Below are 22955 nucleotides of genomic sequence, written 5' to 3'. Positions count from 1 at the left end.
GTTCTGTAGCTTATTAGTTTTTGTTTAACTGCGATATAGATTTCTGCATCTGAGACATCATATTTGTTAATGTTTCAATAGTAGGTTCAGGTGTAGGGTCGGGCAGGGTAGATGAGATATAAGCCTTTGCTTTCCAGATTTCGAGAATGTCTTCTGCGGCTATAGTGTAAGGATCGTACACTTTATTATCTGAAATTAACTTTAGTTCTTTATTTTCCTTGAAGCGATTGCCGGCCCTTTTATATACTACGCCTTCATTTTTGCTAATAATAACATATGTTTCGCCTGTTTTTACATCGTTCCAGTTATCGAGATATTCTCCTAGTATTACACTTCCAGACTGGATTGGCAGCATAGAGTCGCCAACAATTTCAAATGCTCTGAACGTTCCTTGTTTTAAAAAAGGTAATGGCAATTGAAACTTTGGAAGGTCTTTAATGTATTGAGGATCTGCAAAGCCATTTAAATATCCTGCACTTGCTTTTACAGGGACCATTTCAATATTCTCATTGTCGTCCTTGTCGACAGATATGCTTAATATCCTAAGATTTGATCCCTGACTTTTCGGTTTAGGTTTCCAGCTGTCATTAATATTTTCATTGATGAATTCATCGATGGTCAGTTCAAAATATTCTGCTATTTTTTTTAGTAAGTCATATTTTGGTTCAGCTCTGTCCTCTTCGTAAGCGCCAATTAATGATCTTTTAATTTCCATTGCATCAGCGAATTGCTGCTGTGTATGGCCCTTTTTCTTTCTTAGGTACTTAAGGTTGGATGAAATATTTGACATAAAATAAAAATTTAAAATTTATTTGTTTTTACTAAAATAGTTAGTATTATTGTGCCAATAAAGTTAGTATTATTTATTTGAATATCCAAAGAGAGTACTAATTAATTTAGTTAATAATAATTTAAGCTTAAGGCCATGAAAAAGTTCGTATACATTGTAACAGACAGAAACCGTACTAGTTTACACGTTGGAATGAGTTCTGATTTAATTAAAACTTTGGATTTCTACAAGCAAATGCCTTGCTTGTTTTTTGATAGCAGTCAACAACTTACCAGATTGGTGTACTTTGAAGAATTTAAAACAGAGGCACAGGCTTTAAGCAGATTTAAGATAATGAGTAGATTTACCAGAATGCAGAAGGAGCGGGTAGTTAGGTCATGTAATCCTGATTGGGTTGATTTAACTATAGGATTAGATTTTGAACATATCATTTCCAGCAAGAAGCTGATCAATCAGGTGAACCTGCCATTTAATATGTATTCCTGAAATTAAAAGGCCACATTGAAGATTCTCAATGTGGCCTTTTGTAATACTATCAGGTAACTTTTACCAACCAGGAGCAAATGTTAACCCAAATACGCCTGCTTTAACATCTTTACGTTGGAATGGAAAAGCATAGTAAGGTTCAAGTACAAAGTAACCAAATACGTTTACCCTAACAGATACACCCGCACTTAAGGCTGGTACTCTTTCAGCAGGTTTTCCATTTGGCAATAAAACGCCATTAGGCTGGCTTTTGAAAGATACTTTTGAATCCTCATCCCAAGCCAGGCCGGCATCAAAGAATACGTTTAGATCGGTAAATAAGAATTTAGAAGGTATCTGCGCCAGCTTTTTAGGGCCGGTAAATGGCAAGCGAATTTCGAAGTTCATTACTGCAATCTTACTTCCAGAAAGCTGATTAATATCGAAGTTGCCTCCTAAGTTATTGCTCTTATACATTGAATTTGCTTCGTAACCTCTTATTAAATATGGATATCCTGCATATAACGGATATAGATTTTCTCCATCTCTTCCGATTCTAATGTAGTTGTAAGTTCTGGCCGCAAATGTGAATGGTTTAACACGCACATACTTCCTTAAATCGACTGTTATGGCAGAGAAACTATAGTCGCCAAAATATTGTTCAGCCCCAACTCTATATCTAAAACCATCAAGAGGAGAGGTAACCCCCATAATGGAATTGTCACCAACAAAAGATGCATTAGCCTGGAAAATGGTAAAAGCATTAAATGGTATTCCTAATTCCTGAGAAGCCTGGGCCGTTGGTATTTTTTTCTTTTCAGAACCAAGATAATAGGATCCTGTTTCATCATAGTAGTTACTTATTCTATCAATGCGGTAGCTGTAACGTGAAAATGCACCACCTAGTTCGAATCTATGGACTTTATTAAACGGATAGGCTCCAAATAATTGCATCTGATCTTCAAATGTCCTTATCAGATTGGTTCTATCATTTATAACATTTAGTTTGCTACCATCATTCTGATCAATTTGTTCGGCTGCAATGTCTCTAAATCCTGTAATGTATGGGATGTGAGATAATGCGAAACCCCAGTTAATTCGGCTTTGCTGGTTAATATATCCTACCAGACCACCAAAATCATAGATTTCGCCATTTACAGATAAGTTAGCTACGATTTGGTTTTTGCCTAAAATATCACTGAACATACCCACAATACCGCCTTGAACACCTGTGCCAAACCTGCTGGTTGAAACACCCACGCCACTGTTAGCAAGATAGTCAAGCTTGAACTTTGGTTTGTAAGGGATCAGCCTCATAGAATCAGCCACTGTTTTTTCGAATTTTTCGAAGTTCCCAAGATTAGAGTTTACGATGTCGACACCTGTGTTTTCCATTGGAGGCAGGATCGCCGCATCGAAGTTAACCTCATTAACGTCAACCGGTTTTGATTTGAAATTGCTAACCGGGGAATTGTATAAAGTATACCTTTGATAACGGTAGTAGCTGTAAACAATATCGTCGTTTCTTGAAACTGAAATGGCTGGCGAAAACTCTGTAACCCCACTAATACCTGTAAAGTAGTCAGTAAGTTGTTTTGCGGTGTTTTCAGCAAGGTTGTATTCATATAGATTTCTGAAACCATCTCTGTTTGATAAGAAGAATAACCTTTTGCTATCGCCAGAAAACTGTGCGTTTAAATTGTTAGCTCCCGGGAAAACAGGAATGTCAGTTAATGATTTACTTTCAATATCATATATGGTAAGGTTAATAGGATGAACCGCATTGCTGCTGTTTTTTATCATAGAAGCCCTGTCTGATGAAAAAACAAGTTTCTTTCCATCGGGAGAATAGCTAGGAGCATAATCCGAATAAGAATCATTGGTAATTGCGGTAACAGCTTTTGTTTTGATATTGTATGTGAAAATATCACTCTGTCCTTCAACCATTCCGGAGAAAGCAATTTCGTCGCCACTTGGTGACCAGGTAAGGTTTCCAAATTGTTCAACGTTTGACATGTTTGCCCTTAAAGCAACGCTTCCGTTGTCCACATTAATGACCATCAACTGGTTTCGGCCTTTGCTGAAGATGCTAAAAGCAAACTGTTTACTGTCTGGGGACCATGCACCAGCAGATTCCAGGAAGTTAAAGTCGTCAATGTGTGAATTAGCTACCTGGCTACTTAGCTTTCTCATTATTTTTCCTGTCTTGGCATCGGCTAAAAAGAGATCAATGCCAAATAAATCCTTTTCTGAAAGGAAGCACAGGTATTTTCCATCAGGACTGATTGCAGGGGCTACATTCATATTTCCTGCATTCTTGTTGTCAATAATTTTTGTTCCGCTTATCTTAATTTGGGAACTATCAGATTTAAGCATTGGGCGGTAATGAGTCTCAATCGCATTTTTCCATAGTCCAGATAACGTATTGTCATCGTATCCAAAAGTATATTTTAAGCCATTCTCGTATCCAAATCTTGCGGTAGCTTTAAATAAAGGTACAATAGTAGTATCACCATAAACTGAGCCTACGAAAGTCCAGAACGCTTGTCCGTAGCGATAAGGGAAGTATTTATTAGAATTGGTAAGATCCTTTAAAGAAGGTATATCTCTGTTCAATAATGCATCTCTCATCCACATTGAAGTAAAAGCATCAGTTTTGCCTACAGAAAGATATTCGGCCATACCCTCAATCATCCACAGGGGAATCTGGCTAATGTTTTCCAAGCCAACAGAATCTTTTTCGAGCAGGATATGATACTGAAAGGCATGGACCAGCTCGTGACCGAGAACGTGTCTGGTTTGGTTATTCAGCTCCATTACCGGCATAATTACCCTATTTTTAAGTGCCTCGGTAACACCCCCCGTACCTACACCAATTTCACCTTGTAAGGCTGTAGTTTGTTGGAAGTCTGGATGGTTGTTATAAAGAATAATAGGGTTTTTATTAAGGAATGTATCTCTAAAAATCTCCTGATGCATTTTATACCAGGTCTCTGCATCCTGAGCAAATTTCTGAATCATCTTTTCATTTTTAAGATAATAATAGAGCTCGAAATGAGGAGTTTGAAGCACCTTAAACTTCTCATTTTTATACCGGACCTTATTCTGACCAAAGTATTGGGCCTGAACTGAAACAGCAGATATCATTATTAAGACTAGCAGTGGAATTAATCTTCTCAAAAATGTAGAGTTCATGATCATTGTATGGCTATTTTGTTATAATTTATTAAATATATGGGGCTACTGTTGTTCGTTTTTCTTTCTTTCTTTTTCCCTTTCCTTTTCTTCCTGACGTTGTTTTCTCTTTAACTGACGTTCTTCTTTTTTTGTTAGAGGGGCTTCAGCAGCTGGCTGAGGTTTAGCCGGCTCCGGCGTTTTATTTTCCTCAGGTTTAGGAACCACAATTTCTGGTTGAACAGGCTGTGTTTCTTCAACAGGAGGTACATCGAAGTTAGTTGAATCCACAGCCATACTATCTGTGCTGGTCGTGTCAACCGAATATCTTGGCGTAGGGCAGTCTATATCTCTTGTAATTTTGACTTTTGATTTAGGGAAGGGGCCCATTGTATATCCAGTACTTGGGTCTTTGTATACCTTTTCCATGAATTTTGCAAAGATAGGCAGGGCGGTTCTAGATCCCTCACCAGTTTCTCCATTCTTGAAGTGTGCGGTACGTTCATCACAACCAACCCAAACCCCGGTAACAAGGTCTTTTGTAACCCCCATGTACCATGCATCAACATAGTCAGATGAAGTTCCGGTTTTACCGCCAATCTGATTGTTGTTTTTCCAAAGATCCCATTCCCAAAGTGCTTGCGAAGTTCCTCCCGGTTCTTCCATACCACCTCTAAGCATGTACAGCATTAGCCATGCTATTTCTTCGGTAAGTGTTCTTTTTGTTTTTGGTTTAAATTCCTCAATGATATTGTCGTCCTGATCAGTAACCTTTTCTACAAGGATAGGCTCAGTTCTGATTCCTCCGTTTAAAAAGGTGCTGTATGCTTTAACCATTTCATATACAGTTACGTCATTCGGGCCAAGACTCACAGAAGGTACAGAAGCAAGATGGCTATCAATACCGCATTCATGAGCCCATTTTACCACATTTTCTGCACCTACTTTTTCAGTAACCTGAGCGGTAATTGTATTTACTGATTTAGCCATTGCCCAACGCAGAGACATTTCGCGATAGCTATTGCTCCAGTCTGCATTTCTAGGTTCCCAATATTCTGTTTTCCCATTTTCCTGGTAGGAGATGCGAACAGGTTTGTCGGTGAATTTATCGCAAGGACTCATTCCTGATTCTAAAGCAGCTAAATAAGCGAATGGCTTAAAGGTTGAGCCAGCCTGTCTCTTGGCTTGGTTTACGTGGTCGTACTTAAAAAACTTGTGGTCAATACCACCCACCCAAACTTTAATCTTTCCATTAAATGGATCCATGGTCATCATTCCGGTATTCATTATCTTACCATAATACCTAATAGAGTCCATGGTTGAAAAGAGAGTATCCCTGTCGCCCTTCCATGTAAAGATCTTCATCTTCTTTTTCTTATTGAAATAGGCTTCTATAGAATCGGGTGAATTGCTGAATTTCTTTTGAAGAAGCGCATATATAGGTAGGTTTTTCTTTGCGCGTTCTGGATAATCAACCTTTTTCTTTTCTGAATCTTCCCATGGATCTTCATTTCCCCAAACATTATAAAATCTTTTCTGAATGGTTTTCATTTGCTCTGAAACCGCTTCTTCGGCATATTTTTGAAGTTTGGAGTCTATTGTGGTATAAATTTTTAAACCGTCTTCGTAAAGGTCATATCCATTTTCTTCACACCATTTTTCAAGGTATTTATCAACTGCAGTTCTCAGGTAAGAATCACCATCGCTACCTTCATCAACACGGCCCTCTTTAAGCTTTATTGGTTTGTTTTTAAAACTGTCTAATTGCGCAGTATTGATATAGTTGTATTTATTCATCTGAGCAAGCGCAACATTACGTCTCTCTAATGCTCTTTCAGGGTTTTTTATAGGGTTATATAAACTAGTGCCTTTTAACATACCAATTAGCAAAGCTGATTCGGGTATATCAAGTTCATTTGCTTGCTTATCAAAGTATACACGTGCAGCTGTTTTAATTCCATAAGCATTATTACCAAAAGAAACCGTGTTCAGGTACATTGTAATAATGTCGTTTTTGGAGTAATTAGACTCCAGTTTTACAGCAGTAAGCCATTCTTTAAGTTTTGGTATAATTGTTCGCAATAGCGGGATATGACTTAAAAGTCCTTGTGATTTATTGTATCGTGTGCGATAAAGATTTTTTGCTAATTGCTGAGTAATTGTGCTGGCACCTCTTTTATCACCTGTTGCGGTGGAAATTCCGCTTGACAATAAGGAACGGAAATCGATACCCATATGGCTGTAAAAGCGTACGTCTTCAGTAGCTACAAGAGCGTTTATTACACTAGGTGCTATTTCGTTAAAGTTTACCGGGGTCCGGTTTTCTTTATAATAGCGGCCAATTAACTTGCCGTCGGCCGTGTATAGTTCAGAACCTACGCGAAGAGTAGGGGCTTTTATATCTTTATTAGAAGGAGAATAACCAAATAACCATAAAAAGTTAAGCTGCAGTGCACAAAAGAAGATAATGATACAAAAAAGAACTATGCTCGAATAACGAATATACTTATTGCGAATTTCTTTAAACATGTGATAAAGATGAAAAAAAACGTAAAACTGTTAATGTTAAATAGTGTTAAAACTTGCAGTGCAAATAAACACAATTAATTAATAAACTGGTTGATTTGATACTTGAAGTTGCTTTATTCTATTTAAAGTATAATTAAGTGTGTTAAAAGATTTATAAAACAATTGTTAATCAGGAAAATAAGAACATAAAAACAGTACTGGAAATGTATCGTTACTATGAATTTAGGCTTTATACGTCAAAAAACATAAACAAAGATAATAAATTGGAAATCCAAATTAATCATGACAATTCAGATTACCAGGTATAATTAAAGGTCAAATTATTTTATATTTAACAAAAACATGCGGCATTATGAAAGACGAAATAGAACAGTATTTTGCTACACCGGGAGTAAAAATTTCTCTTAAAAACTTTGATACCCGTTATAAGGGGAACCTTCAGAAAGAAGAGGGGAAGGAGAGACTGGAGGAAATTAAATTGAAACTGAGTGCTGCCCAGGAGACATTGTATGCAGAAAATACCCGCTCTGTGTTAATTATTTTTCAGGCGATGGATGCTGCCGGAAAAGATAGTGCCATACAGCATGTGATGTCTGGCTTAAATCCTCAGGGATGCCAGGTTTATAGTTTTAAGGCTCCAAACTCAGAGGAATATGATCACGATTTTTTATGGCGCCATTATAAGGCTTTGCCGGAAAAGGGAAGGGTAGGGATTCATAACCGGTCACATTATGAAAATGTATTGGTTTGTAAGGTGCATCCTGAATATGTACTTAACGAGAATATTCCAGGATATCAGGATGTGAAAAATATGAATGCTTCCTTCTGGAAAAAGCGTTATGAAAGCATCAGGAATTTTGAAAAACACTTAAATGAAAATGGAACTGCAATCATAAAAATTTTCCTGTATGTTTCTAAAGAAGAGCAAAAACAACGGTTTCTGGATAGAATAAATGATCCCGCTAAAAATTGGAAATTTTCTTCAGGTGATATTGAAGAGCGCAAATTATGGAAGCAATACATGACTGCTTATGAGGAAGCAATAACTGCTACTTCAACACAAGATGCTCCGTGGTATATTATTCCGGCAGATCAAAAGTGGTACGCCAGATTAGCAATTAGCCATATATTATCAGAAACATTTAAAAAGCTTAATCTTAAGTTCCCGGTTCTGGAAAAAGATGAAATGGAGAAACTGGACGAAATAAAAACGCAGCTGCTTAACGAAGCATAACTAATTATACTTCATCCTGAATTTTTTAAGATCGGGTGGCGTTTTATGTTTCTGTTCCAGTTCGTATTTATAGATGGTTTGGCCAAGGTTTTTCATAAATGGATAGCAAACGGAGTCGTATTCGTAATTGTTGTCGTTAAAAATACCATCATCATTAGATTGAACTACGGCTGTAAGAAAGAATTCGATATTGTTCTTAAAATCGACGAAATATGAGTTATCAATAATGAAACCATAAGAGTCGCCATATTTATTAAATATGCGGATGTTAGGATCAATTTGAGCGTTTTTGTCGCGGCCGTAATAGAGCATTTTTGAATAAGTTGGCCAAAATTCGTTAGCCTTATAGGCAGGATAATCACTTTCAGTGGGTAATTTACTCATATAAGTATAGATCAGCTTATAATTGTCTGCTGTTAAATTAAATCTTTCTTTTGCAGGGAAAGCTTCGGGATATATCAACTTTCGCATCATAGCCTGTTGATCGGAAATGCTAAAGGCATTTTTATTCTCCAAATTAAAAGGCTTATTCACCAGTTTATCTGTGCTGTCCAGGTAACCAACACCCATAAGGGTATTTGTTAATGATAAAGGATACTCTTTCGGATCATATTGTTCGGTCTGGCTGTATATTAATTTATCCTGATTGTAAAATTTAATAGGATTAGTATGTTTTGCAGTCTCACCTGCATCACCAATAGCCAGGCGGTTTAATATACGGCTATTGAAGAAACCGTATTTTTTTAGTTTGCTATTGATTTCAGCGCGACCAATAAATTCAAACAAACGGTTAAATGCATCGTTGTCGCTGGTAAGCAATATCTTTTTAATATAATGTTCAATAGAAGGTAGTCTATTTTTAGCTGTACTATCTGTTAGTACCTTTGTTTGCTTAACATAAGAGCTATCAGTAATCATCGCACTTTTAGCTGTTAACCCAGTTATTTTAAGCTCATTTATCTTTTCAAGTGCAAAAATTACCGCTGCCAGTTTAACCGTACTTGCAGGGTAAAAGTATCTATGGTCATCTAAGTTATAGCTATACGTTTTGAAAATGGGCTTATTCTTTGTGTTTCTGTTAATCTGAGTATAAAGGATCTGGATTTGATTTTTTTGAGGATGGTTTAATACTCCGGTAAAAAGTTCAGGGTTTTTATGCATCAATTGTGCTAATAGCATAGTGTCTGTTTTCTGGGCCATTGTATTCAGGCTAATCATTACTAGAAAAATAGAGGCAAACTTCATCATCTTAATAAGAATTGTAATGATAAATATAAGGATAAAAGAGGATTGAGAACGGTTTTTATCCAGAGTTAAATTTTATGCAAAATGATCTTAAAAAAACAATAAAAACAATACCTGTTTTTGGGTATTTTATTACCTTTATTATATTAATATGGCTTATATTTAACTTATAATTACAATCCCTATTATCGCTTTCGAAATATGAATCAAAACGCTCTTCTCCAAAATAAAATTAATGATGCTATAGCTAAAATTTCAGTAATATCAGATGAACTGCCGGGGGTTGTTATTGTGCACGACCTCAGAGACTGGTCGGTCGCCTGGATGTCTAAACGAGGATTGCAGCAACTGGGAGTTTCTCTTGAACACATTACCAGTATAACTGCAGAAGAATATTATGTTAGGTATTTTAATGGCGATGATGCTCAGGATTATGTGCCTAAGATACTTGGATTGATAGCACAAAATAACGATGAAGATTTATGTACTTTTTTTCAGCAGGTTCGTTTTTCTGATTCTAGTGACTGGCACTGGCATATGTCGAGCGTAAAGGTCTACTTAAGAGACGACGAAAATAAACCATTACTGGTAATAACGATAGCTTTGCCAATTGACTCGATGCATCATATGACTGTTAAGGCCTCGCGGTTACTCGATGAGAATAACTTTCTGCGTAATAACTATCATAATTTTACAAAATTAAGCTCCAGAGAGCGCGAAATACTTAGCTTAATGGCATTAGGGAAAACCTCTGCAGAAACTGCAGAGCAGCTTTTTATTTCCCCAAGTACTGTAGAAACCCACAGAAAAAACATCAAACAAAAATTAGATACAAACTCGTATTACGAAATCTGTCAGTATGCAAGGGCATTTGATTTAATATAGAAAAGCATTTAAGCTTGCTGAAAGCTATTTATTTAAGTACATTTGCATCGCTTTTGGTTCCCGATGCATTTTATTCGGGATTAAAAGGGAATACGGTGTAAATCCGTAACTGTCCCGCAGCTGTAAGCTTCATAACGGTGTTCAAATCAAGGCCACTTTTTCTGATCCTTTAAAAAAGGGGATTAAGGATTGGGAAGGCAGAATTACCGGAAGTAAGTCAGAAGACCTGCCATAAGTGGTAATATTTCATAGCTTTCGGGGATTGAAGCTTGGAGTGAGTGCTTATTTATTGTATTTCATTTCCTTGATCTAACTGTTTGCTGTGGGTAATAAACTCACAACAAAATGAGAAGAAGTAAAAACGCTGTTTTTGGCGTAAACTCTATTTTTTTTACTTTTCTAGCTATTATATGGCTGGGCATGTGTACTATGTCTCTTCAGTCGTTTGCCCAAACAGGCTCAACAAAACCAAATGAATCAGATTCTTTAAATCAGATTAATCAGCTTAGAGAGGTACAGATCAAGAAAATAAAGATCAGCAAAAGGCAAACTTCTTCAACTCCATTACAAATACTATCAGGAGCGGAGCTCGAAAAATTAAACAGCCTTTCTGTAGCAGATGCTGTTCGTTTTTTTTCAGGAGTACAGCTTAAAGACTATGGTGGCATTGGTGGTTTAAAAACAATTAATGTACGCAGCATGGGTACCAATCATACTGCCGTATTCTATGATGGTGTACAGTTGGGAAATGCACAAAACGGACAGGTAGACCTGGGTAAATTTTCATTAGATAATATTGAAGAGATAGAACTATACAACGGACAAAAGAGCTCTATTTTCCAATCTGCCAAAGGCTTCGCGTCAGCGAACTCATTGTATCTTAAATCGAAACAACCTGATTTTTCAGATGGAACTACCCAAAAAGTTCGTGCATCATTAAAAGGAGGGTCATTTGGCCTTATTGATCCATCGCTTTTATGGCAAAGTAAAATAAGTAATAATGTTTACAGCTCTTTAAGTGCAGAGTATAAAAATGCCAATGGCAAATATAAGTTCCGATCTACTAATGGCGTATATGATACTACTGCTGTAAGGAAGGATGGTGATATTGAAGCCATGCGATTAGAGTTGGGATTAAATGGAATGCTGTCTGACAGCAGTACATGGAAAGTAAAACTATATGGTTATAAAGACAATCAGGGGTTGCCTGGTGCAGTTGTGAACAATGTATTTTCATTTTCACAACGGATGTGGAATAAGAACTTTTTCGCACAATCTTCTTATGAAAAGAATGTAGGCAAATACAGTTTGCTGGCAACAGCCAAATACGCAAGTGATAACCTACGTTATCTAGATCCGGATAGGGTAACTGTTAATGGATTGCTTGAAAACAATTTTCATCTGCAAGAAATATATGTATCATTAGCCAATAAGTTAAAAATCACCAATTATTGGGATGTCGTATTGTCTACAGATTATCAGCGGAACGACTTAAACGCAGACCTTTATCGCTTTTCATATCCGGTAAGAAACACCATATTAACTGCTTTGGCTACCCAGTTTCATTTTGCAAAATTTGATATTCAGGCCAATTTATTAAGTACACTAAAATACGATAAAACGCAAAGCGGCCCTGCCGACGTAGATAGAAATGAGCTAACGCCTACAGTTATGGTATCGTGGCAACCCTTTGATCAGAAAGAGTTTAGGTTGCGATCATTCTATAAAAGCATTTTCAGGATGCCAACCTTCAACGATCTTTATTACACTTATTACGGGTTTATAGTTTTAAAACCAGAGTATACAAAACAATATGATTTGGGCTTTACCTATATAAAAGGATATGACAATAAAGTTTTAAGTCAGTTCTCTATACAAGCAGATGCATATTATAACAATGTGAAAAATAAGATAGTTGCAGTGCCTGGTAACAATCAGGCAAGGTGGAGTATGCAAAACCTTGGGCAGGTCGAAATCAAAGGTATAGATGTAAACATACAATCTGTATGGCAAATTACTAATACTATAAGTTTTACTTCAGGGCTTACTTACACCTACCAAAAAGCAATTGATTCCGATCATGCTTCACCAAGCTATAAGGATCTGATTCCGTATACGCCTATACATAGTGGATCATTTCTTGCGAGTGCAACCTACAAAAACCTTTCTATGAATTACAGTTTCATTTATATAGGAGAGCGTTACAATCAAAGTACAAATAGTATATATAACTACGTTCAACCTTGGTATACACACGATATGGCCTTGCATTATAATGTAAAAGTAAACAGAAAGGAAGTTCGTTTTACTGCCGAGGTTAACAATTTGCTGAACCAGGATTACGAAGTAATCACGAATTTCCCGATGCCTGGTCGCTATTATCGTTTTGGATTAAACTACAACTATTAGGCAGATGAAAACGAACAAATTGCTCAATATAATTAGTTTAGGAATACTAGTTGCTTTTTTAGGACTTACAGTATCGTGCCGGAAAGACCTTAAACCGGTTCCTGAACAGCGGGAGACCCTTTTACCTCCTGATCCGTCTGCACAGGTTAAAGGTTTTTATATTGTAAATGAGGGCAATATGAATATGAATAAGGCCTCTTTGGATTATTTGGACTATACTACCGGAATTTATAGGCGAAACATTTATAATGAAGTAAATCCGGAAATTGTAAAGGGATTAGGTGATGTTGGAAACGATATTGCCATTTATGGTTCTAAACTTTATGTGGTGGTAAATGTATCCAATAAAGTTGAAGTTCTGGATGTTAAAACCGGCAAGCGCATTAAGCAAGTTAACATTACCAATTGCCGGTACATTACATTTAGTAATGGCAAGGCTTACGTGAGCGCATACCTGGGTACAGTAGGGGATCCTAATGCGCCACAGGGAATTGTAGCTCAGATTGACACTGCAACATTAACAGAGGTAAAAAGAGTGGATGTAGGCCGACAACCTGAAGAAATGGCTGTAGTTGGCCAAAAGCTTTATGTTGCAAATTCAGGCGGGTATAGCCCGCAGAAATACGAAAGAACTGTTTCTGTTATAGATCTGAACTCATTTACTGTAACAAAACAAATTGACGTGGCTATTAACCTGCATAGGTTAAAGGCTGATAAATATGGTGATCTATACGTAACCTCAAGAGGGAATTATTACGATATACCTTCAAAAATGTTTGTAATAGATACTAAAACAGATCAGGTTAAAAAGACTTTTAACATTGCTGTAAATAACCTTGCTATTGATGGGGATATTGCTTATTACTATGGCTCTGAATGGAACTATAACGAAGCCAAATACACAATAACTTATGGGATGCTTAACGTTAAAGACGAGGTGTTGTTAGATAAGCAATTCATAACCGATGGTACAGATAAAGCAATAACCATTCCTTATGGTATAGCAGTTCATCCTATAACTAAAGATGTTTTAGTTACCGATGCCCGAAATTATGTATCGCCGGGTACACTTTACTGTTTTGATCCGGCGGGGAAAAAGAAATGGTCGGTTACTACCGGAGATATTCCGGCTCACTTTGCATTCGTATATAAATAACCATATTAAAAATGAGATTCAATCAAAAAAATGTTCTTGGTCTTTCATCGATTATCCTTTTTCAGCTTTGTTTAAGTTCATGTTCAAAGGAAAAAGCAGTTGATGAAGACATTTATATTCCGCGTCCCGTAACAAGTACCAGCAGTAAATTCATTAATAAAATATATGAATATCAGCCAGCTCCCGGTCAATTTATTAATGAGTCATTAGGAAGTCCGGATGGTGCACAGAAAATTATAGGTGATGTTAAAAATACCAGCCTTGTATCTTTAGGGGCTTTTGGAGGCTTCATTGTTTTTGGTTTTGATCATTCTATTCTTAATAATGAAGGCAATGACCTTGCTATTTACGGAAATCCTTTAGGACCAATACAACAATGGTCTGAACCAGGAATTGTTCAGGTTAGTCAGGATAAAAATGGAAATGGTTTGCCTGATGACGAATGGTATGAGCTTGCCGGAAGTGAGCATAGCTCTGTAAGTACTATTAAGAACTATGAAATCACTTATTATAACCCAAAGGCGACTGCAAATGTTACCTGGAAAGATAACCAAGGAAAGACAGGAAGTGTTGATGTGAACAGATTCCATAATCATAACTACTATCCGCTATTTGCTGAAAATCAGGATAGTGTCAAATTCAAAGGTACCTTACTGAAATCTACATGGGGTACCATAGGAAGCATTTTTGTAAACAGTGCATTTGAATGGGGTTATACAGATAGCTATTCAACTGGCGACGATTATGCCACTAAACGTTATAACTCGTTCGACTTGTCGAATGCAATTGATAAAAACGGTAAAGCAATAAGCCTTAATGCTGTTGATTTTATAAAAGTTTATACCGGTCAAAATGAAAAAGGCAATACTTTACTAGGCGAAATATCTACAGAAGTAGGGGGAGCAGCAGATTTAAATATAAAATAACCAACATATCAGAATAAAAAACTAATAATAACATAAAACACAATAAAAATCATGAATCAATCATTACTTAACTATAGAAAGCCAGCTTTTTTTGCAATTCTTGGCTGTGTATTAGGATTAGCATCCTGTAAAAAAGATAAACTTCCGGCAATAGATCCGCGACCAGTTTCTACAAATGGTTTGTATGTATTATGCGAGGGATCTTTTGGTCAGGCAAATAACAGCTCTATTACTTACTATGATATTGCCACAAAAGCTGTAACTCAGAATTATTTTGAACAGAAAAATGGAATTCCATTAGGTACTGATGCCAGCGATTTAAAACAATACGGTAGCAAAATGTATTGTGTTGTTACCGGAGCTAAGGATACAAATAAGGATTCTTATATAGAGGTTATTAATATTGCAACAGGAAAATCAATTAAAAGAATTCCTTTCTTTGATGATAGCAAAGATTTTATGCCACGTTATGTAGGGTTCTACAAAAACAAAGCATATGTTTCTGGTTATGATGGTTATATCAGTAAAATTGATACTGCAAGTTTAACTATTGAATCGAGAATTTCGGTTGGTGGCGCATTGGAAGGTTTAGCTATTGTAAACGGTAAGCTATACGTAACAAATTCTAATCATTTCTACTATCCTAGTCCTAACAATACATCAGTTTCTGTAGTAGATTTAAATACATTTACTAAGAAATTGGATATAAACGTTGGTTTTAATCCTACTAAAATTGGCGCAACTGAAAATGGCGATCTGTTTACTATTGTAAAAGGAAATTATTCAGATGTTCCAGCTCAGCTTGTTAAGTTAAGTAGCGTAACAGATACAAAAGTTAGTTCTAATGAAGTGAGTTTAGAATATTTAAATGTTACCGGAACAAAAGGCTTTGTAATTGGCGATTATCTGGATCCATATTTTAAAACATTTAACATATCTAATGGTACAATTAATGGGAATTTTGTTACAGATCAGACAGTGATTAAAACACCTTATGGTGTTACCGTTAATACACTAAACAATGATGTTTATGTTGGAGATGCAAATGGTTATGCCGCTACAGGTAAGTTCTTTTGCTTTGGTGCCGATGGTAAAATAAAGTTTGAGTTTGCTACAGGTGGTTCGCCTCAAAGTGCAGTATTTAATTATAGCTATAAATAACGATATTGTATTGCTTAAATAACCTTGTTATGAACATTAAATATTACTTGCTTTTCATTTTATTGAGCATTAGTGTTCTATCTGCATGTACAAAAGACGAGGATGCAGAGCAGGCACCAGTTGTTAAAATGAAAATAGAAGATAGCCCCATAAATGGGAGGGTTAACGAAAAGATTGCATTTTTAGCATTTAATGTAAATAACAAGGTTTATGATGAGGAGTGGAAATTAGATGGGGAAGTTACCAGTACTGGCTCATCGTACGATTTTACACCACTAAAAGCAGGTATATATAACGTAGAGTACACTGCTACCAATAGCAGTGGCTCTTTTAACTATAAGTATGTGGTTAATGTAGGCATACCAACTGTACCTTCAAATCCGGGAAGCAATAATTACGTAACCAAAGTATTTGAATATTTACCTGCTCCAGGACAGTTTACCAACAAATCTATAGGAACACTTGAAGGTGCAAAAAGCCTTGAAGGTAAAGAAGGTATAGTGTCGCTTGGTGCCTGGGGAGGCTATATTGTGCTAGGTTTTGACCACACTGTAATTAATGAAAATCAGAAAGACGATATCGTTATTTATGGTAATGCACAGGCTAACTGGGCAGAGCCGGGTGTGGTGTGGGTAATGCAGGATGAGAATGGAAATGGTAAACCGGATGATACCTGGTATGAACTAAAAGGAAGTGAGTTTGGTAATGAAGGATATATCCGCGATTATGAAGTAACTTATACAAAACCAGCCACAGGCGGTAATGTATTATGGAAAGACAATAAAGGAAAAACAGGGGTAGTTACTATTGCAGGTACTTCTCAGGCTTTTCCGTCATGGATAACAGGAAACGAATACACACTTAAAGGAGCATTGCTGCCTTCATCACATATAAATCCACAAACACCAACATATATTACAAGTAAACCTTTTGAATTTGGATATGCCGACAATAAAGTAGGCGGCGATAATATAGATATTGCCAATGCCATTGATAAAGATGGAAAAGTGGTACACCTTGCAGGTATAGATTTCATCAAAATTCAAACAGGTATCCAGGCAGATCTTGGTTGGTTAGGTGAGCTGTCAACAGAAATAATAGGTGTTGCTGATTTAAATCTGGCCAAATAAATCCCCCCAATTAATAATTTAATCAATTTTATAATAAGCCGCTCTCAAAAATCAAAACTCTTAAATGAATAACATTATTTTAAAAAAAACGCTTTTACTTACAGTATTAGCCGGAACACTATTTTCTTGTAAAAAGGATAACAAAGAAATTCAAGAACCAGAACAAGGAAAATTTGAAAATGGATTTTTTGTGATTAACGAAGGCTGGTATGGCCATGGTACAGGTTCAGTAAGCTTTTTTGACGCTGCTTCAGGCTCATTAAAAGACAGTGTTTTTCAGAAAGAAAACCCAGGAAAAGACTTTGAACCTAAAAGCTCAACTATGCAATTTGCAACCATATTTAACAAAAACCTATATGTTGTAAGTAAAATAGGTGGCCCCGTTGTAGTGGCTGATGCTAAGACACTTAAAGAAGTTGGTAGAATTCCTGCATCTCCTCAGAGTGATTGGCGTGCTTTTGTGGGGCTTGATGAAAATAATGGACTTTTAAGCAGCAGTAAAGGTATTTTTAAAGTTAACCTTAAAACTTACGATGCACCTACACAACTTGCTGGAACCAGCGGCCAGACAGGTGATATGTTAAAAGCCGGAAAATATGTTTATACACTTTCTCAATCAGAGGGAGCGGTAATTTACAATGCCGCAGACCTCACAGTAGCCAAAAAGATAAAGAATGTTTCACTGGGCTTTGCTCAAACTCCAAACAATAAGGTATGGTATACAAAAGGAAAATTCCTTTATAACTCCGATCCTTTAACCTTGGCTACCGATAGTGTAGAATTGCCTTTTACGCCTGCAAGCACATGGTTTGCCTGGTTTTCATCGCCAATAATAGCATCTACTAAAGAAAATACAGTTTTCCTTCTAAAGTCGCCTTCTTTTGGCGGTGGTAAAATGTTGTATAGGTATATAGAAGGAAATAAAGCTTCATTAGATCAGCCTTTTATAACTACTCCGGATAAGCAATCTTTTTATAAAAAGAACCTGGGTTATTACGCTAAAACAAATCAGATTGTTACAACAACTGTTCAGGACGGATATGGAGCTAACTACGCAGTAAACAATATTTATTTTTATGATGCTACTTCGGGTAAGTTGGCTAAACAGATTCCTTACGAAGGATATTATTTTCCGGCAATGTTTGTGTTTCATTAAAATATAAGGGAAATAATATAACTTTGCGTTATAATCTTAAAAATATGTCGGAATTTAAATTCAATCCACGTACTGCTATTCTTTTGTTAATTATTGTTGCGATCAGCCTGATTCGTGTTGCTGCCCCGCTTTCTGATAATTTCAAGGAAATTGCAAATTTCTCTGCCGTGGGGGCGATAGCCTTATTTGGAGGAGCATATTTTAATAACAATTACAAAGCATTTGGATTTCCATTGGTGCTTTTATTGTTAAGCGATATTTTTATTGCAAAAACATCTGGTTACGGCTTCTTTTATGCTGGCTGGTACTGGACATATATTGCGTTTGTGCTAATGGTTTTGGTTGCTAAACTTATCATTAAAAAAGTAACTGTATTAAGTTTTCTTGGTGCAGCTGTACTGGCAGTTCTTGTACACTGGATAGTTGCCGATATTGGAGTTATGTATTTCCCGGGATTGTACGAACCTACATTTGCCGGATATATTAAATGTTTAGGTGCGGCAATACCTTATGAAAGGCTATTTCTTTATGGAACTTTGGCATACGGTGCGATCATGTTTGGAGCATTTGAAGTTTTAAGGGCAAAGTATCCTAGTTTAAGCTTGTCAGCAAATACAGCAGTATAATTAATTGTCAGTAAAGTATTTATTATATTGAAGGCTGTTCTTTTGGAACAGCCTTCTTACGTTAATGAAGAATTAGAATATTTATGAAAAGGAAACTTGTGGTGCTAACAGGGGCAGGCATTAGCGCAGAAAGCGGTTTAAAAACCTTTAGAGATACCGATGGACTATGGGAAGGGTACAACGTGTATGATGTGGCCACCCCAGAGGCCTGGAAACGTAATCCTGCAATGGTACAGGACTTCTATAATCAAAGAAGAAAGCAAGTGCTGGAAGCCGAACCAAATGCGGCTCACAGGGCCCTTGCAGACCTAGAAGCATTTTTTGATGTACAGATTATTACCCAAAACATTGATGATTTGCATGAACGAGCAGGCTCGTCAAATGTTACCCATTTACACGGTGTAATTACCCGATCTCAATCAGACATAAATCCTGAACTAACCTATCCCATAAATGGATGGGAACTTAAAACAGGAACGTACTGTGAACTAGGTTCGCAATTAAGACCTCATGTTGTTTGGTTTGGAGAAGATGTACCTATGATAGGTCCCGCTACTAAAATTTGTTCAAAAGCACATGTTTTTATGTTGATTGGAACTTCTTTGGCTGTTTATCCGGCAGCAGGATTAATAAACTTTGTTCCCCGAACTACAGTTAAATATATAATTGATCCTAAAATACCTGAGGTAGACCGATATAAGAATATTGTTAAGATAGAAAAAGCAGCAACAGCAGGAGTTGCAGAAGTTGTAAAAATGTTAACTGCTACATAATTGTAATACCTACATTCCAACCAATCCAGCCTTTGGCTCTTTTGCTAATGTAATCATGCTTTGCGGGGGCAATATTTTGCTTGTAGCCTTTGCCGCTTGAACCTTCAGGTGCTTCTGAACGATAAATGGAATATATCGGTCCGCCAAATAATGCTATTCCTTTAACCAGCTGAATTTGGAGATTGGTTTGGAACCTGTGCAGGAAGTTTGAATAATCCCAATTACCCAGGTATAAATACTGAGAAGTTATCTCGGCAGCTACAGAGAACCTGTTGCTGATAATAAAATCATGGCCAAAGCCCAGGCCTGCAGTTTCGATGTTAGCAGAATCGGCAAAGTTTTTTCCAACCAATATGATATTGTACAATTTCGCATTGCCCATTTTAAATGATGCATTTGCATTAATAGTTTCGTTGGTAGAAAAACTAAGCTTATGATAGCCATGATGAACATAGTTGACCAGGCCTATGCTATAACCATCAGACTTTCCGGAAATATTTACAATACTAATCTGTAAACCATCCATTTCCTTTGCGTAATTAAAGAAACCCGCTATCTGAGTTCCTTTCATTCGTTGAGAGGTCATATTGCCAAAGCCGGCTATTTGCATTCCATTAAGGTTTTTAGAAGTAAGGTTTCCAAAACCGGCAATTTGTATACCCTTCATCTCTTTGGATACTACATTACCAAAACCTGCTATCTGAAAACCCTCGACCTTCTCTTTTACATGATTTAAGAATCCTGCCACCTGCACACCTTTAACATTTGTTCTTACATCATTAAGCAGACCGGCCACCTGCACACCATCTACAGAGCCACCAACACCATTAAATAACCCGGCTATCTGTAACTTTTTAACATTTCCTTTGGTTAAGTTAAACAGGCCAGCCACTTCAACACCGTCTGTTCCCGCAGTATAACCACCTAAAACATTCAGCGATACTTTATTTATCACCTGCGAACTCATTATGCCGTGTGTGCTTAAACCAGGGGTAAGGGAAGCCTGAAAGGGCGTATTTGCAAAGAAATCAGGTATGTTTAAACTCTGCATCCTTTGTTTTGAAGAAATAAAGAATCTGCTGATTCCTGAATTCTCAATGGAATTGAAAACTTCGCCACCTTGTTCAGAATCTTCATCTTTATAACCCTCCGGTTTAACTGTGATATCTGCTAAAAAAACTAGCGAAGTATCCCTATATGTGTCTTTACTGGCTGTAAGGGTTACATCAGTATGTTCGCCCTTAAAACGAAGCCTAAAATACCCCTCATTGTCTGTAAGTGTAGATTGCAGTAGTCGCTTTTCGTAAACACTTGCCTGTTTTATTTTTTTACCTGTTTCCGTATCAATAACATAACCGCTAATAATATATAATTTATCGGCGCTAGTAATATTTTCAGGCTCTATAGTAAGGTGATTGGCAGCGTAACGAAGAATAATGTATTTTCCGGTTTCCTTATAATCTACTTTTCCATTAAACAGGCGGTCAAGTATATCTCTAACCTGCATGTTTTTCACCTTCATGTTTACTATGCTGTCCTGTTTAAACAAAGACCCAGTGTAAGAGAAATAGAAGTCGCCTACCTTACTCATTTTATTGAGCACCTCAGAGATCGGTTGTTGCTTTATATCCAGATCAACCCTTCTATCCAAATTACGCATATAGTTGGATACAGAAAACTGGGCATTACAATATCCGGTTATAAATAATAGGGCTATGATTATTTTTAATCTCATTATTTAATTTTAGATAGTATTATCTGCCCTTCGTTACGATCTATTCTTAAATTTTGCATTGTTTGCAGGATTATATCAAGGTTATCATCTAATGATGCACTTGCTTTAAGTGTGGTGTTAAAGGTTTCATTGGCAATACTGGCATCTTTTACAACAACATTTACATTGTAGGCTTCATTTAAAACCTCTGCTACCTTCCAAAGCGGTGTTTTATAAAATACAAAGTTTCCGCTGCGGTAATAATCATATAACCGATCCGTATTTTCTTCTTTAATCAATTTGGGAGATGCCTCTTTGATCAAAACTTTTTCTCCTTTATGCAGTTCTATCACTTCATTGCCATTGCTCACTTTTACAATACCCGTTTCTACAATAACTTCAGTTTCACCTTTTATATGTTTCACATTAAATGAAGTGCCAACAACAGTTACGGATACTTTATTAATTTTTATTACAAACGGTTTTGATTTGTCGTGCGCTACATTAAAAAATACATCACCATTTTTTAGTTTAACACTGCGGTCGTCTTTAAAATCTGTAGCATAGCTGATTTCCGAATTTTTATTTAAGGTTACTTCCGATCCATCAGGTAAATGCTCAATAACTACCTTGTTACTTGCTATCAGGTCTGTATAATTTGCAGGGCCAAAAACATTGTACGTCATCCATGCTCCGGCAACCAAAACCAATACTGCGGCAATTTTTAACCACCAGTAGTTTTGCTTTATTGGCCTCACAATAGCCTCATTTGATCTGGAAGTTGTCTTCGCTTTAAATTTTATCCATGCCTGTTCTTCATCAACATTACTTGTGCTATTTAAACTTTTACTTGCAGTCCAGATTCTTTCAAGCCGGGCAAATTCGGCCCTGTTAGAGGTAGCTTCATCCAGCCATTTTTGCACAGCAATACTTTCTTCTTCACTTGTTTCTTTTAAAAGAAACTTTATCAATATTTCCTCGTTCATCTGTTCCTCTTAATTAAAAAAATCCTTGTAAAACATTATTATGCCTGGTAAAATTAGTGTAATGAAATCGGCTAGTTTCAAACGTAATATTTTTAAAGCTTTCCCCATCTGGTTCTCAACTGTTTTAATTGAAAGGTCCAGCTGTTCAGCTATCTCTCTATATTTTAATTCCTCAAACCTGCTCATCTGAAAAATAGTTCTGCAATGTTCAGGTAATTCATTTAATGCTTCTTGCAGCTTAAATTCAAGCTCATTAAGCTCTACTCTTGATGATGCTGCCTCATGATGATTGTTCATGGTGTGAATTGTAAAATCCTGATATTTTGTTTTAACTTTTTGATGCTTAAGGTAATTTAAGCTATCGTTATAAACACATTTGTAGAGATATGCTTTTATTGAAGTTTGTACGTTTAACAATTCTCTCTTTTCCCAGAATTTAAGAAACATAGATTGAACAATTTCTTCTGCAATGTCTTGATCTCTAAGCATTATATTAGCGTAGGAGTGAAGCTCTTTATAATGAGCTTTGAACATTTGTTCAAATGCCTTGTCATCATATTGATGCAGTGTGTCGGGTTGATTTATCACTGGTTTGT

18 protein-coding genes and 1 riboswitch are annotated in these 22955 nt (G+C 36.5%); of the genes, 11 read left to right on the top strand and 7 right to left on the bottom strand.

The window, feature by feature from the left end:
* Window positions 1–13: 13 nt before the first annotated feature.
* Entirely contained in the window at window positions 14–790 is a 777-nt protein-coding gene (locus CPT03_RS09320; protein ID WP_099438600.1) for an XRE family transcriptional regulator, read from the bottom strand.
* 135 nt (window positions 791–925) lie between these two features.
* Between CPT03_RS09320 and CPT03_RS09315 the strand changes: the two genes are divergently transcribed.
* Complete coding sequence (locus tag CPT03_RS09315; RefSeq protein WP_048905007.1) at window positions 926–1276, top strand: GIY-YIG nuclease family protein; 351 nt, start codon at window positions 926–928, stop codon at window positions 1274–1276.
* Between the two features lie 60 nt (window positions 1277–1336).
* Here the strand turns inward: CPT03_RS09315 and CPT03_RS09310 are convergent, their stop codons facing one another.
* The gene (locus CPT03_RS09310) at window positions 1337–4402 is read right to left on the bottom strand and encodes a basic secretory protein-like protein (RefSeq protein WP_245870014.1); all 3066 of its coding nucleotides are present in this window, start codon (window positions 4400–4402) and stop codon (window positions 1337–1339) included.
* Between the two features lie 93 nt (window positions 4403–4495).
* Window positions 4496–6958, bottom strand: coding sequence for a penicillin-binding protein 1A (locus CPT03_RS09305; RefSeq protein ID WP_099438598.1), 2463 nt, complete (start codon window positions 6956–6958; stop codon window positions 4496–4498).
* A 352-nt stretch (window positions 6959–7310) separates the two neighbouring features.
* Here CPT03_RS09305 and CPT03_RS09300 point away from each other — a divergent pair, with 352 nt between their 5' ends.
* Entirely contained in the window at window positions 7311–8192 is an 882-nt protein-coding gene (locus CPT03_RS09300; RefSeq protein ID WP_099438597.1) for a polyphosphate kinase 2 family protein, read from the top strand.
* On the opposite strand, the gene CPT03_RS09295 is transcribed toward CPT03_RS09300, so the two are convergent.
* Window positions 8193–9440, bottom strand: coding sequence for a serine hydrolase (locus CPT03_RS09295; protein WP_245870013.1), 1248 nt, complete (start codon window positions 9438–9440; stop codon window positions 8193–8195).
* 198 nt (window positions 9441–9638) lie between these two features.
* Here CPT03_RS09295 and CPT03_RS09290 point away from each other — a divergent pair, with 198 nt between their 5' ends.
* The 9 genes from CPT03_RS09290 (at window position 9639) to CPT03_RS09250 (ending at window position 19659) form a co-directional block, all read left to right on the top strand.
* Window positions 9639–10322 carry a response regulator transcription factor gene (locus CPT03_RS09290; RefSeq protein WP_099438596.1) on the top strand — a complete coding sequence of 228 codons (684 nt, stop codon included), beginning with the start codon at window positions 9639–9641 and terminating at the stop codon, window positions 10320–10322.
* A 37-nt stretch (window positions 10323–10359) separates the two neighbouring features.
* Window positions 10360–10571, top strand: a riboswitch (cobalamin riboswitch).
* 96 nt (window positions 10572–10667) lie between these two features.
* Complete coding sequence (locus tag CPT03_RS09285; protein WP_099438595.1) at window positions 10668–12731, top strand: TonB-dependent receptor; 2064 nt, start codon at window positions 10668–10670, stop codon at window positions 12729–12731.
* Window positions 12732–12735: 4 nt separating this feature from the next.
* The gene (locus CPT03_RS09280) at window positions 12736–13887 is read left to right on the top strand and encodes a YncE family protein (RefSeq protein WP_099438594.1); all 1152 of its coding nucleotides are present in this window, start codon (window positions 12736–12738) and stop codon (window positions 13885–13887) included.
* 11 nt (window positions 13888–13898) lie between these two features.
* Window positions 13899–14813 (top strand): PKD domain-containing protein, encoded by a 915-nt coding sequence (locus CPT03_RS09275; RefSeq protein WP_099438593.1) that lies wholly within the window; start codon window positions 13899–13901, stop codon window positions 14811–14813.
* Window positions 14814–14864: 51 nt separating this feature from the next.
* Complete coding sequence (locus CPT03_RS09270) at window positions 14865–15974, top strand: YncE family protein (protein WP_099438592.1); 1110 nt, start codon at window positions 14865–14867, stop codon at window positions 15972–15974.
* Between the two features lie 29 nt (window positions 15975–16003).
* A complete protein-coding gene (locus tag CPT03_RS09265; RefSeq protein ID WP_099438591.1) occupies window positions 16004–17104 on the top strand; it encodes a cell surface protein in 1101 nt (366 codons plus the stop codon).
* 64 nt (window positions 17105–17168) lie between these two features.
* The gene (locus tag CPT03_RS09260; RefSeq protein WP_099438590.1) at window positions 17169–18260 is read left to right on the top strand and encodes a DUF5074 domain-containing protein; all 1092 of its coding nucleotides are present in this window, start codon (window positions 17169–17171) and stop codon (window positions 18258–18260) included.
* Window positions 18261–18304: 44 nt separating this feature from the next.
* Window positions 18305–18886: a DUF6580 family putative transport protein gene (locus CPT03_RS09255; protein ID WP_099438589.1), complete on the top strand. Its 582-nt coding sequence runs from the start codon at window positions 18305–18307 to the stop codon at window positions 18884–18886.
* Between the two features lie 83 nt (window positions 18887–18969).
* Window positions 18970–19659, top strand: coding sequence for an SIR2 family NAD-dependent protein deacylase (locus CPT03_RS09250; protein ID WP_099438588.1), 690 nt, complete (start codon window positions 18970–18972; stop codon window positions 19657–19659).
* Here the strand turns inward: CPT03_RS09250 and CPT03_RS09245 are convergent.
* Genes CPT03_RS09245 through CPT03_RS09235 form a run of 3 tightly spaced genes read right to left on the bottom strand, consistent with a single transcriptional unit; the run spans window position 19652 to window position 22947 of the window.
* Window positions 19652–21394, bottom strand: coding sequence for an STN and carboxypeptidase regulatory-like domain-containing protein (locus CPT03_RS09245; protein WP_099438587.1), 1743 nt, complete (start codon window positions 21392–21394; stop codon window positions 19652–19654). The genes CPT03_RS09250 and CPT03_RS09245 overlap by 8 nt on opposite strands.
* Window positions 21394–22359 (bottom strand): FecR family protein, encoded by a 966-nt coding sequence (locus CPT03_RS09240; RefSeq protein WP_099438586.1) that lies wholly within the window; start codon window positions 22357–22359, stop codon window positions 21394–21396. The genes CPT03_RS09245 and CPT03_RS09240 overlap by 1 nt, the downstream gene beginning before the upstream one ends.
* A 9-nt stretch (window positions 22360–22368) precedes the next feature.
* The gene (locus CPT03_RS09235; protein ID WP_245870012.1) at window positions 22369–22947 is read right to left on the bottom strand and encodes an RNA polymerase sigma-70 factor; all 579 of its coding nucleotides are present in this window, start codon (window positions 22945–22947) and stop codon (window positions 22369–22371) included.
* Window positions 22948–22955: the final 8 nt, after the last annotated feature.

The organism is Pedobacter ginsengisoli (genome assembly GCF_002736205.1).
GTDB classification, from domain to species: domain Bacteria; phylum Bacteroidota; class Bacteroidia; order Sphingobacteriales; family Sphingobacteriaceae; genus Pedobacter; species Pedobacter ginsengisoli_A.
Note: the sequence above shows the minus strand (reverse complement) of the source record. Positions and strands in the feature narration are given on the sequence as shown.

What these genes read in the sequence shown, in the direction of transcription:
- CPT03_RS09320 (WP_099438600.1), bottom strand. Translation starts at nt 790, where the DNA reads ATGTCAAATATTTCATCCAACCTTAAGTACCTAAGAAAGAAAAAGGGC.
- CPT03_RS09315 (WP_048905007.1), top strand. Translation starts at nt 926, where the DNA reads ATGAAAAAGTTCGTATACATTGTAACAGACAGAAACCGTACTAGTTTA.
- CPT03_RS09310 (WP_245870014.1), bottom strand. Translation starts at nt 4,402, where the DNA reads ATGATATCTGCTGTTTCAGTTCAGGCCCAATACTTTGGTCAGAATAAG.
- CPT03_RS09305 (WP_099438598.1), bottom strand. Translation starts at nt 6,958, where the DNA reads ATGTTTAAAGAAATTCGCAATAAGTATATTCGTTATTCGAGCATAGTT.
- CPT03_RS09300 (WP_099438597.1), top strand. Translation starts at nt 7,311, where the DNA reads ATGAAAGACGAAATAGAACAGTATTTTGCTACACCGGGAGTAAAAATT.
- CPT03_RS09295 (WP_245870013.1), bottom strand. Translation starts at nt 9,440, where the DNA reads ATGATGAAGTTTGCCTCTATTTTTCTAGTAATGATTAGCCTGAATACA.
- CPT03_RS09290 (WP_099438596.1), top strand. Translation starts at nt 9,639, where the DNA reads ATGAATCAAAACGCTCTTCTCCAAAATAAAATTAATGATGCTATAGCT.
- CPT03_RS09285 (WP_099438595.1), top strand. Translation starts at nt 10,668, where the DNA reads ATGAGAAGAAGTAAAAACGCTGTTTTTGGCGTAAACTCTATTTTTTTT.
- CPT03_RS09280 (WP_099438594.1), top strand. Translation starts at nt 12,736, where the DNA reads ATGAAAACGAACAAATTGCTCAATATAATTAGTTTAGGAATACTAGTT.
- CPT03_RS09275 (WP_099438593.1), top strand. Translation starts at nt 13,899, where the DNA reads ATGAGATTCAATCAAAAAAATGTTCTTGGTCTTTCATCGATTATCCTT.
- CPT03_RS09270 (WP_099438592.1), top strand. Translation starts at nt 14,865, where the DNA reads ATGAATCAATCATTACTTAACTATAGAAAGCCAGCTTTTTTTGCAATT.
- CPT03_RS09265 (WP_099438591.1), top strand. Translation starts at nt 16,004, where the DNA reads ATGAACATTAAATATTACTTGCTTTTCATTTTATTGAGCATTAGTGTT.
- CPT03_RS09260 (WP_099438590.1), top strand. Translation starts at nt 17,169, where the DNA reads ATGAATAACATTATTTTAAAAAAAACGCTTTTACTTACAGTATTAGCC.
- CPT03_RS09255 (WP_099438589.1), top strand. Translation starts at nt 18,305, where the DNA reads ATGTCGGAATTTAAATTCAATCCACGTACTGCTATTCTTTTGTTAATT.
- CPT03_RS09250 (WP_099438588.1), top strand. Translation starts at nt 18,970, where the DNA reads ATGAAAAGGAAACTTGTGGTGCTAACAGGGGCAGGCATTAGCGCAGAA.
- CPT03_RS09245 (WP_099438587.1), bottom strand. Translation starts at nt 21,394, where the DNA reads ATGAGATTAAAAATAATCATAGCCCTATTATTTATAACCGGATATTGT.
- CPT03_RS09240 (WP_099438586.1), bottom strand. Translation starts at nt 22,359, where the DNA reads ATGAACGAGGAAATATTGATAAAGTTTCTTTTAAAAGAAACAAGTGAA.